The organism is Phormidium pseudopriestleyi FRX01 (genome assembly GCF_017313335.1).
Taxonomy (GTDB): domain Bacteria; phylum Cyanobacteriota; class Cyanobacteriia; order Cyanobacteriales; family Laspinemataceae; genus Laspinema; species Laspinema pseudopriestleyi.
Window position 1 is genome coordinate 1 of the sequence record NZ_JAFLQW010000358.1, and the last position, 11,548, is coordinate 11,548.

The following is an 11,548-nucleotide window of genomic DNA, read 5'->3' on the forward strand; positions in this document are numbered from 1 at the left end:
CAAAAGGGTTCGGTTTTGGGAAGATTTTAGATAAAGGTTTCCTTGCTAACTCTCTATCACTAAATCAATATGGATGCTAATGAACTGCTGAAGCGGTATGCAGCAGGAGAAAGAGATTTTCGGGGTGCCTACTTAGTCCGTGCTGACTTGATGTTTGCTGAACTTAGTCTGGCGGATTTATACGATGCCGATTTAAGTTGTGCTGACCTGTTTGAGGCCAAACTCAGTGGCATCAAACTCAGTGGAGCGAATTTAGAAAATGCTCGCCTGAGCCGTGCGGATTTGAGTAACGGCAAGCTATTTGGAGCTAAATTAAGCTATGCCGACCTCAGTCGTGCCGATTTGTTTCGGGCGGATTTATTTCGAGCCGAACTCAGCGATGCGGACCTTCATCGCGCTAATCTCACTCGCGCCGACCTCAGTGGAGCCAACCTGACTCGGGCTAATTTGAATGAAGCCACCTTAAGTCAAGCCAACTTGACCGATAGTAATCTTTCTTTTGCCAGTCTGAATAATGCCAAGTTGAATGGGGCTAAATTGAATGGGGCCAATTTAAGTGAAGCGCGACTCTTTGATAGTGACCTCACCGGGGCAAAATTAGAAAAAGCCGACCTTAGAAATGCCGAACTATTCGCGGCCAAATTAATCGAAGCCAATTTAGTAGAAGCCGACTTACGCAATGCCAAATTTAGTGAAGCCAATTTAAGTAAAGCAAAGCTCGATGGAACTAACCTGTCTGGGAGTAATCTGAGTCGCACCAACCTAAGTGAAGCTAGTTTGAGTGAAGCCAACTTGACCGAAGCGAACTTAAGTGAAGCGACTTTGCGAAAAGCGAACCTCACCAAGGCCAAATTGTGCGATGCTAATCTCAGTCGCGCTAACCTCAGCGAAGCGAATTTAGTAGGAGCGGATCTATCGAGTCCCAATAAAGAGCCGATCGCCGAGCGGTCCTTGTCCCTGAAAAACAAAAAGTCTGTCATGCTAGGTCGCGATCCCAGCGTCTCCTTACAGATTTATTCCCCGTTTGTCTCCCGTCGTCATGCTTCCATTGACATCGAAGACAACGGAGAATACATCATCCGCGACCATAACAGCACTAATGGGGTTTTTGTCAATGACCAGCAGATCGATCAATCAATGGTCTTACCCGATGGGGCTAGAATTCGCATTGGACCTTTTTTGTTAATTCTCAACGGGGATGAACTCGAATTGCAGGATGAGCAAAACCGGCAACCTACTTCCCTGAGTGAGGCTGATTTAAGTCAGGCGGACTTGCGGAATGCCAACCTGAGTGGGGCTAATTTCTATCGGGCTAACCTCAAAGGTGCTAACCTTTATGGCGCGAACCTCAGTGGCAGTAATCTGAGTCATACCAACTTTTCGGGGGCTACAATGCCAGATGGGTCAATCCATCCCTAGGCGATCGGCGTTACAGGTATCCCAACAACCCACCAGGGTTAAAACGCTTGTTTCATGTAGGGGTTTGGTCTCCAAACCCTCTTTTTCCTTGATGTAGGGGTTTGGTCTGATCACCCTCTTGATGGCCATCCCATTGCTGACCAATGTTTGCTAGAGTATTTCATTCGGAGTTAGTCTCCGCGTGAATGTCCATACCGAAACTTCTACATCTAACTTCTAAAATGCTAAGAGCCGGAATTGTCGGACTCCCGAATGTGGGAAAATCTACTTTATTTAATGCCGTAGTTGCGAATGCTAAAGCGCAAGCGGCTAACTTCCCCTTCTGCACCATCGAACCCAATGTGGGGGTCGTGGCGGTGCCAGATGAGCGGTTAACCATGCTGGCAAAACTCTCAAAATCTGAGCAAATTGTTCCAACCCGCATCGAGTTTGTGGATATCGCCGGATTAGTCAAAGGTGCCAGTAAAGATGAGGGTATGGGCAACCATTTTTTATCTCATATTCGGCAAGTAGACGCGATCGTGCAGGTGGTGCGTTGTTTTGATGATGAAAATATCATTCACGTCACAGGTTCGGTCGATCCCGTCCGGGATATCGAAATCATTAACATAGAATTGGCATTAGCTGATTTAGCACAGATTGAGCGGCGCATGGATCGCACCCGGAAATTAGCGCGCAGCAGTAAAGAGGGTCAACTAGAAATGGCTGCTTTAGAAAAATTAGCGGCAGCTTTGAATGAAGGGAAACAAGCGCGTCAAGTGTCTTTAACGGAGGAGGAATCTGAATCCATTCAGCAGCTTCAGTTACTCACGAATAAACCAATTATTTATGCAGCTAATGTCTCAGAAAATGACTTAGCTACCGGCAATGAATGGGTGAAAAAGGTTCGAGAAATTGCCTTGATAGAAAATGCCAAGGTGGTCATCATGTCGGCTCAGTTTGAATCGGAACTGGTGGAACTGCCGGAAGAGGAACGGTCCGATTTGCTCGCCTCCCTGGGGGTGGAAGAAGGGGGATTAAAGTCGTTGATTGCTGCGACTTATCAATTGTTGGGGTTACGCACATTTCTGACCACTGGACCGAAAGAAACCCGGGCTTGGACGATTCGAGAAGGGATGTTAGCACCGCAAGCGGCAGGGGTGATTCATACGGATTTTGAGCGGGGTTTCATTCGGGCTGAAACCGTCGCCTATCAGGATTTGGTGACCACGGGTTCGATGAATGCGGCGAAGGAAAAAGGGTTGATTCGCAGTGAAGGAAAAGAGTATGTGGTTCAAGAAGGGGATGTGATGCTGTTCCGGTTTAATGTTTAAGTTGGATGGGGTGGGGATATCTCTGAAATGAATGGCGTTAGGGGAGGCAAAATTACCCGGGACGCCATCTTAGTTCACGTCCCTATATGATAGATAGTTTTCCCGAACTGAGGTGGAGGGGTACGGCATCGCTGTACCCCTCATGATTTACTCCATTTTCAAATAAGCTTTAGCCGCTTGCTTGGTATCATTTCCCAGTCGAGTAATGAGGTACTCGCTATAGGCGCTATTATTTAATGGAAAGCTGGAATTTTCCAAAATAAAATTAGGAAATATCGCGGTTAAATCAGAGGTTCCTTCTTTTCCTTGGCGAGGAATTTTATGATTAATAATTCGATATCCCCGAGAATTTTTATTGAAAATTAGCGCTACGGGAAAACTACCTCCTCGCTTCTGGAAGAGTTGATTGTTCTCCAGATCATATTCATGACAGACAACCCACAAATATTGATGAATGTCTCGTTTCTTGGCTTCCATACCATAGACCTGGTACGCGCAAAAGGTACGATTCACCAGAGCATCTACTCCGACAATATCTTTGATAAAGTTGGGGTTTACCATGTACTGAGCGGTGGCTTGTTCAATGTTAAAGGAACTGTGGGAGTTGAGGTCAGGATCTCGACTGTCGCATCCCCCCAGCATCAAGGCAGTGGGGAGGAGTGGCACACCGATAAACCATTGAAAAAACAAGGACAGTGTACGCATTGCTATAAGGTAAAGTTTATAGAGAGAGTTTTGCCTGCATTGTCTTAGGGGCATGACTTTAGCAAGCGTGTCCTTTAAGATTCGATTAGACCCTGAGTGATTCTAGACAAATCTTTCCCCTATTGATGTAATACTTTATACTCAAAAGGACCTGGTTTTTAAGAAATAAGATTAAAAAATATTAAATTTTTCCTTGCTCAGGGATAATTTGGATTAATTTCTCATAAACCTATCATAAAATGAGGGCAATGCTTGGGTTGAGGAGGAAGAAGGGAGGAACTGCCGATCGCCCCTGGAACGAGTGCTATCGGTCAGTCCATCCCCTTATCCGGTAATTTAGGCAACAAAGCTGAAACCGTCGGGGGAATTGGACTGTTTCAGGGATTGACCAACAACTTGAGGAATTTTTAAACCCGGATTAAACGGATGAGAACATCAGTTCAGCAATTTTTTAGGTAATTTTTATTGAATTTAAAGCGGGGAGGGGTCCAGGGATAGAAAATAATAATTTAACCCCCTTTGACGGGGATCACTTTCTTCGGGATATGTTTTCAGAGGGGATCTGGGGGTGCGGCAGAAGGAGAGCCGAGTGGCAAAGGGAGAAAGATTCCAGTTCGTAGCGGTAAAATTGAGCAGCGATCGCCCTAAAATCTAAGCAATTAACGGGTAGAAATTGGGAATAATAGTCGGAGCTTTATTAAAGGGAAAATTTCCCGAGGAGTAAAGGCTGATCCCGTCAGCAAATTTTACGGAAACTTTACAAAATCAGAGCACAACCTTGACGATTCCCCCTGGCGTATATAATAATTTCCAGGGACAATAAAATGAATGGGATTCAATGCCAAACTCCATTGAACCGTTTAGAAAGTGCTAGAGTAAACTACCATCGGCAACGAGCAGAAATATTGCGGTTTTTACGGAGGAAAATTCCAGGAAAGGTACTGTAACGAGGAAACAAGCAACCATTCTTGAAAATTCAGGGTGCGCCAGAGCAGAACGGGCAGCAGTGAACTTGATGCCCCAACTTAAAGGGGGACGTCGGTTTATCCCAGACTACCCACTGATTTATCGTTCATTACAAAAAATTTGCTTTGAACAGACCGGATGAACTGACCCATTAGCTGAAAAGCAAGAGACGTAAATTGGATGGCAATCGTGAATTGAAACCAGCTCAACTCTTCATTTTTGCTCAAGGGTTGAGCGGTGGAAAATCTCATGCGATCGCGCCTAGCTTTCAGGTTAACTGGGGCAGTTCACTTGCGGGTGACCCCCTCTCAGGTGAAGGAAAATGAAACCAGGAATTTTGTCTACCACAGCACTCGTGATTGCACTTGGCTTTACAGGTTCAGTAACTGCTCAACCCGGTGTCAACTACGACACGCGCACCCAAGCGACCTCAAAACGTGACCGGGATGGCGTTAAAAAAGCGCCCTCAACCCAGGCCCCTTCTACGCTCCAGCACAATGCCAGCGTTGCGGCTGGCATCGAGATCAACAAACAGGCGATCGCTGCCATCAGCCAATTTTTGAATAACCCAGATTCCCCTACACCCAGCAGCGAGATCCGACCGCTTCAGACCCTCGATGCACCGACCATCTCCCCGGAATTACCGCCCCTGGCGGCTGCCAGTATTTACTTACCCGAATTAGCCCCGATGATGACCGGCTATCTTTGGCCCGCCCAAGGGGTCCTCTCTTCCGGCTATGGCTGGCGATGGGGACGGATGCACCACGGCATTGATATTGCCGGACCCACCGGCACCCCAATCCTAGCGGCAGCCAGTGGTGTGGTGATTACAGCCGAATGGCATACGGGAGGCTATGGCAATCTCCTTGAAATCGAACATTCCGATGGCAGCATTACCCTCTACGCTCACAACGATCGCATCCTCGTCAACGAAGGGGATCAGGTAGAAGGGGGTCAATTAATCGCGCAAATGGGCAGTACCGGCTTTAGCACTGGACCCCACTTGCACTTTGAGGTCCATCTTCCAGAACAAGGATCCGTCAATCCCCTGGCTTATCTTCCCGAATCGGGATTATCTGCTCGATTGCCTAGAGCATCGGTGCCTACAGCATCAGCGCAGTAGTGCCACAGGAGGTTTGAGTGGGTGTGCGATCGCCCTCAATCCCTATCTTAGCCAAGCAATTTCCACCCAACCCACTCAAACCTCCTGTGGCATACTCAAAGTCGGGTAACTTCTGTAGAAGTTATCCGCTTTTTTTTAAATGGGTTTAGCATCGCTACAGTTAAGGCTGACAAATTAGACCGGCTTCGTTAAAATCAATGGCGATTCTCGCTTTTCGCACACCCTCCCATGAACCACTCGTCCCCCCACCGATTCCGTCTTCCCCTGTACGCTCTCATCGTTCTATTATTGGCCAGTTGCACCCCGACGAAAACCAGTCAGTGTCGCCGCCTAATTCAATCTTTAGACCAAGGCACGACCACCCTGAACCGCTTAGAACTCACGCCAATGACCGGGAGTCAAGCGGCAGATCAGGTGCAACTCTCCGTTGAAGCCATCAAAACTGTCCAATTAACGGATGAAACCATCATCAGCTTTCAAACCCGGGCAGTCGCCCTCTACGAACAAATCGGGACAACCTTGCGAGAGACTAGCGGCATTGCCACAATGGTGAGCAACCTCCAGCCCACGCCGAAAGGGTTGCAAACCCGGAACCAAGCCCAAACCCAAGTTGCCAAGGCGATCGCCACCCTCGAACAATCCACCCAAGATGCCACAGTGCTACTCGCCGAAATCGAGGAATACTGCCTCAGACAACCCTAACCTCATCCCCCAACTCCCCCAATTCCCCCATCATGAGTTACTGCCTCAATCCAAGCTGCCCCAATCCCAGGGATCCCGTGAATGAAAACACCCGCTATTGCTCCCAGTGTGGCTCTGATTTATTAGTAGCAGAACGCTGTCGAGCGCTCCAACTGCTGGGTAGCAACAGCTATGAAAAAACCTTTGAAGTAACCGAAGCCGGAACCGCCAAAATTTTCAAGGTCCTTCAGCTTGATGACCCGATAGCGGTAACCCTGTTTCAACAACAAGCCTTACTGTTAGGGAAAATCCAACATCCGGGGATTCCCCAACTCCAACAAGGCGGTTACTTCAGCTTTGCGGCGACAAACAGCGCGACTGCGGTGCATGGGATGTTGATGGAAAAAATTGCGGGTCTCAATTTAGAGCAGTGGATGAAAAATCGCGCCTATCAACCGATTTCTCAAGACTTAGCACTCAATTGGCTCCAACAGATTGCGGAAATTTTACAGGCGATTCATCAAACCCCTTATTTACACCTGAATATTAAGCCCAGTAATATTATCCTGACGGATTCTGGACAATTGGTGTTGATTGATTTTGGCACCGCCAGACAGGTGAGTGCGAGTTATTTACGCACGGTGGAACTCTATCCTCGTCTTTCGAGTATTGACTCGGGAGGATATACCCCACCGGAACAACTCAAAAATGAAGCGGTGGCGCAATCGGATTTCTTTGCCTTGGGACGAACGATGGTGTATTTGCTCACTGCTACGGACCCATTGAGTTTTTACAATGCAGAGACTTCGGAGTTTGATTGGCGCGATCGCGCACCGCAACTTTCCGAACGGGTGGGGGATTTGATTGAGCACCTGATGGATCTGGCCCCGAGTCAGCGCATCCAAACCACGGAGGAAATTTTACAGCAAGTAGTGGAGTGCGGTGCCCAGGTGGCGCAGACGGAATGGGGATCTGAGTCAGTGGAGGCGATCGCCCCCTCCCCGGTTCGAGAAGCAGTCCCTTCAGGGACTTTAGTGTTGCCTGCGCTGCAACTGCCGAGCTTTCCGCAACTCCTCCCACAGACGGGGGAGCAACCCGTTGATGCAGCAACCCGTTTGAAAGGCGATCGCCAAGGGTGGAGATTGGCTGGGGTGTTAGGAATCTGGGCGGTTATTGGATTAATTGGGGGAATCGGATCGTGGTTTTTAGTCACGCGAACCAGTACCGCCTATCAGTGCCAGCGATTGTTAGCGATGATCGACGAGGGGGGACAACAAGTGACTCAAATTGAGGGAACCGATGCGACTGCAGCTAACAAAATGGCCCAACATCTTGATCGCCTTGCGGATGAGTTGTTAGGGATGAAAATATCCGATACTAAGGTCCAACCCTATCCTCCGCAGTTGGGGAAAAGTTACCAACAATTGAGTCTGTCGTTTCGGCAAATTGGAGCAGCGATCGCCATTGTGGATGCAGCCCCCTTATCCAAAGCCGGTTTAGAGCAGGTGAAAGCTGCCCGCGAAAAAGCCGAAGAAGCCGGTCGAGCAGCCGCACTAGCCGCAAAAACAGCCGATGGAGTAGCTGGACAAATTCATAGCTCCTGTAAAAAATAATAGCTTCAGTCGAATAGGGCCAAAGAAAAAATCAAGCCAATTTTTCAGGAATTTTGTTCAACAAGTTCCCTATTTTTGGCTTGATTAGTTGATATTTAAAGATGAATTTCTAGGTTTAAAATATAGTGACCTAACTGAACATTTTGAGACCAAAGCTCGTATTCTAGGCGCAAATGTTCGGGAATCGGGCGACCGGAGAGGGTTAAGCTGCGAGTATAATTTCGCATCCGTAACTGGCTATTACTGCCATCGGTCTCATTTTGCAGCCAATAGCGGCTGGTGCCATACATTCCCCGTTCCCACTGGTGACGATAGCTAAATTGACCATTCCCCTGCATGGTCATAATCACCCGGTAGGGAGAAATTTCCAGCCACAAGAGTCGGGAAGTAATCGCAGTGGGTCCGGTACTGACTGTTGGAGTCGAATCGGACTCGGGAAAATCGCTCAGTGCCGGTTCACTCAGGAGTAGATGAAACCGATCTTGGTCCTTTTGATAAAGGGTAGCAGCGGTTTCCACGACAGACCACAGGGGGAGGTCAGTGGAGATTAAGCAAAGGCTTACAGGTTTGCGGCGATGGGTCAGCATGAGGGTTGTAACGAACAGCGTGTGAAGAGTTTTCCAGCAATAGACAAGACTAGGGTCGTACCGCTTCAATTTTAGTATGTCAGCCGAGTCAAGAACGGTGTAGGATTGCCCTAAGCCATCCCATCACAGTTTAGCCCAATGCCCAGTTCGATAGTAAATGTAAGAATTACGGAATCTCAGCAACAACTAACCATTGATAGACCTGCTAAGGGTTTATCGGTGCAAGGACGGATCCGAGTGCCGGGGGATAAGTCAATTTCCCACCGGGCTTTGATGTTGGGGGCGATCGCCAAGGGTGAAACCATAATTGAGGGGCTGCTATTGGGAGAAGACCCCCGGAGTACCGCCCGATGTTTTCAGGCATTGGGGGCAGAAATTTCTCCCCTGAATGAACAACGGGTGCGGGTGCGTGGTGTCGGGGTCGGTGAATTAATTGAACCGACGGATATATTAGATGCGGGAAATTCTGGGACGACGATGCGATTGATGCTGGGCATCCTTGCCAGTCATCCCGACCGATTTTTTACCGTAACTGGGGATAAATCCCTGCGATCGCGCCCTATGTCTCGGGTGGTTCAACCTTTACAACAAATGGGTGCTCAAATCTGGGGTCGCAATGGCAGTTCCCTGGCTCCTCTAGCCGTTCAAGGTCAATCCTTGCGGCCTATTCATTATCACTCACCGATCGCCTCGGCTCAGGTTAAGTCTTGTATCTTACTTGCAGCTTTGATGGCTCAGGGAACAACAACTATCACGGAACCAGCAGTCTCTCGGGACCATAGCGAACGGATGCTCAAGGCATTTGGGGCAGAAATTACCACCGATCCCGAGACGAAAAGCGTGATGATCACGGGACCGGCTCAACTTCAGGGTCAATCGGTGATTGTGCCTGGGGATATTAGTTCGGCGGCATTTTGGATTGTGGCAGGGGCGATCGTCCCGGATTCAGACTTAACTATTGAAAATGTCGGGATCAATCCAACAAGGACAGGGATTTTAGAGGCCCTGGAGATGATGGATGCAGATATTCAATTAGAAAATGAGCGGATAGTGGCGGGGGAACCTGTAGCGGATATCCGCGTGCGTCATTCTCAACTGAAGGGTTGCACCATTGGCGGGGAGATAATTCCCAGACTGATTGATGAGATTCCAATTCTGGCAGTGGCGGCAATTTTTGCTCAGGGTCAGACGGTGATTTCCGATGCGGCAGAATTGCGGGTGAAAGAGAGCGATCGCCTTGCAGTGACGGCAACGGTACTCAATCAAATGGGGGCGAAAATCACCGAGTTGCCTGATGGTTTGGAAATTACTGGAGGGACGCCGTTAAAGGGGACTGATGTAGAGAGTTATGACGATCATCGGATTGCCATGAGTTTGGCGATCGCTGCCTTAAATGCCAGTGGAACAACCACGATTCACCATGCCGAAGCTGCCGCTATTTCTTACCCCGATTTTACGGCTACTTTGCGACAAGTTTGTGAAGAATGCTAGTTCAAACGCGATCGTTCAGATCGGTTTCACTAGGGAACATGACCGGCGCTCAAAATTTAAAACCTTTTCTAAAATCAATTCGAGCAACTGAGGAGAAATCCAATGTCTGAACCAAGTTCTAAACCAAAAAGCCCCCTAGGGTTTGATGAAATCATTGCAATTTTTGTGGCATTTTCGACCCTAGGGACAATTTTTATATTATCCTTCCCCAGCACAGAGAGGGGCTTAAATATTTTTGAAACGGGAACCCGTTCTCCCGCTTCTGAAGGGGTTGTTCCCAGGGATCAAACTCCTCAAACTCCAGTAAATCCCTGGGTTAATCCCGGACAAGTTCCCGCTGTTTCCCCTCAGTCCAGCAATCCCTCGACCTCCCCGGAGGGAAATTCAACAACTTTCCTCGGGGATTCAACCGCTTGGGGTGGTTTGGCACTCCCGCTTTTTTCCCCCAACCCCGACTTGAACCCCACAGAAGCACCCACTGGGGAAGGGTCACCCGAAGCGATTTCTCCCTCAGAGGCGACACCGAGTCTCTCCAGTCCGAGCACGGAGGAAACTCTCCCCACAGAGTCTGGAGAGACGCCAAACCCCACCTCCTCTCCCTCAGCAACGCCTACAACTGAAGGAACAACGGATTCTCCCCCAACCCCTAGTCCCTAAATTGGGGATACCCTCGCCAGAGAACTGGGTGGGTTGAGAAAATCTCGGCCTATTTGGACAGAAGTAGGAGCAGAAACTGGGTTTTTGCTCCATTTGATTTTAGAAAAATATACAAATTGAACTCAGGCATGAGAAAGCCTTGGAAAAGATGGGAATACTGGTAAAAAGGTAAGGTAATGGAGCGCACGGAATTATGCTGCGCCAGATCAAACATATCTTCTGGACTGTGAGGACTTATTCTGATCTCAGTCCCGATTTGTACATCAGGAAGCAGGTAAATCAAACGTTATGTGAACGGGCTAACTTGTCCCTAGATGAGTGGTTTCACTGTTTTTGGCGATCGCGGGAAATTTCTTTTTCTGTGGTGAGTTTTGTTTATATTCAGTTAAAAAAATATTCCGGTTTACAAATGGGGAGAGTGTTACCTGGAGATCGCTTAGAGCAAGATTTACAGTTAACGCTTATATCCTGGTTTGACTGGAATCTTTATCTCTGTGATGATTTTTTTGAGGAGTTTGGTATAAATATTGGCGATCGCTTTGACCTACAGACGATGGGAACTGTAGAAGATTTGGTCCTCTACCTCCATCGTCTGAGTCGTCCGCCTTCGTGATAATTTCAGGCGTTCAAAAATAACCCAATCAAACATAGAGTTGGAGGTGCTCAGGCCATAGGGCGGACAAATTGACCGCCCCAATTTACCGAAGTTAACGCGCCTTGGCGATCGCCAACCCCAGAATTTCCCAGACTTCCATTACAGGGTAAGACCTGGAAAACAACTAGGAAGAATCCCCAGGGGAGTTGCTGAATTCGGACATTTTTAGAGGTCCCTCTATTCAATAGGGGGCCTAACGTACAACTCCACCAATAGGGTGCATTGCAAAAACCAGAATGGTGGCTGAAATTTAAAATAGGTTTCTGGCGATCGCGCCGATAGCTGTACCAGGGTAATCTCGTTCAAGGGGATAATCTGACGCCCCGATACGAAATCTA

Annotated in this window: 10 protein-coding genes; 8 read left to right on the top strand and 2 right to left on the bottom strand. The window is 48.3% G+C overall.

Annotated features, from left to right (window positions below):
• Window positions 1–69 precede the first annotated feature (69 nt).
• Window positions 70–1,419 carry a pentapeptide repeat-containing protein gene (locus J0895_RS13460; protein ID WP_207088595.1) on the top strand — a complete coding sequence of 450 codons (1,350 nt, stop codon included), beginning with the start codon at window positions 70–72 and terminating at the stop codon, window positions 1,417–1,419.
• Between the two features lie 221 nt (window positions 1,420–1,640).
• A complete protein-coding gene (gene ychF / locus J0895_RS13465; protein ID WP_207088596.1) occupies window positions 1,641–2,732 on the top strand; it encodes a redox-regulated ATPase YchF in 1,092 nt (363 codons plus the stop codon).
• A 147-nt stretch (window positions 2,733–2,879) separates the two neighbouring features.
• On the opposite strand, the gene J0895_RS13470 is transcribed toward ychF, so the two are convergent.
• Complete coding sequence (locus J0895_RS13470) at window positions 2,880–3,437, bottom strand: hypothetical protein (RefSeq protein WP_207088597.1); 558 nt, start codon at window positions 3,435–3,437, stop codon at window positions 2,880–2,882.
• 1,288 nt (window positions 3,438–4,725) lie between these two features.
• Between J0895_RS13470 and J0895_RS13475 the strand changes: the two genes are divergently transcribed.
• From J0895_RS13475 to J0895_RS13485, 3 genes are all read left to right on the top strand, one after another.
• Window positions 4,726–5,526: a M23 family metallopeptidase gene (locus J0895_RS13475; RefSeq protein ID WP_207088598.1), complete on the top strand. Its 801-nt coding sequence runs from the start codon at window positions 4,726–4,728 to the stop codon at window positions 5,524–5,526.
• A gap of 228 nt (window positions 5,527–5,754) precedes the next feature.
• Complete coding sequence (locus J0895_RS13480; RefSeq protein WP_207088599.1) at window positions 5,755–6,228, top strand: hypothetical protein; 474 nt, start codon at window positions 5,755–5,757, stop codon at window positions 6,226–6,228.
• 32 nt (window positions 6,229–6,260) lie between these two features.
• The gene (locus J0895_RS13485) at window positions 6,261–7,820 is read left to right on the top strand and encodes a serine/threonine protein kinase (RefSeq protein ID WP_242541281.1); all 1,560 of its coding nucleotides are present in this window, start codon (window positions 6,261–6,263) and stop codon (window positions 7,818–7,820) included.
• 95 nt (window positions 7,821–7,915) lie between these two features.
• On the opposite strand, the gene J0895_RS13490 is transcribed toward J0895_RS13485, so the two are convergent.
• Window positions 7,916–8,407, bottom strand: coding sequence for a hypothetical protein (locus J0895_RS13490; protein WP_207088601.1), 492 nt, complete (start codon window positions 8,405–8,407; stop codon window positions 7,916–7,918).
• Window positions 8,408–8,545: 138 nt separating this feature from the next.
• On the opposite strand from J0895_RS13490, the gene aroA reads away from it, so the two are divergent.
• The 3 genes from aroA to J0895_RS13505 all read left to right on the top strand — a co-directional run bounded on the left by aroA (window position 8,546) and on the right by J0895_RS13505 (window position 11,168).
• Window positions 8,546–9,898 carry a 3-phosphoshikimate 1-carboxyvinyltransferase gene (gene aroA, locus J0895_RS13495; protein ID WP_207088602.1) on the top strand — a complete coding sequence of 451 codons (1,353 nt, stop codon included), beginning with the start codon at window positions 8,546–8,548 and terminating at the stop codon, window positions 9,896–9,898.
• A 102-nt stretch (window positions 9,899–10,000) separates the two neighbouring features.
• Window positions 10,001–10,555 (top strand): hypothetical protein, encoded by a 555-nt coding sequence (locus J0895_RS13500; RefSeq protein ID WP_207088603.1) that lies wholly within the window; start codon window positions 10,001–10,003, stop codon window positions 10,553–10,555.
• A gap of 193 nt (window positions 10,556–10,748) precedes the next feature.
• Window positions 10,749–11,168, top strand: a complete 420-nt coding sequence (locus tag J0895_RS13505) for a hypothetical protein (RefSeq protein WP_207088604.1) — start codon at window positions 10,749–10,751, stop codon at window positions 11,166–11,168.
• Window positions 11,169–11,548: the final 380 nt, after the last annotated feature.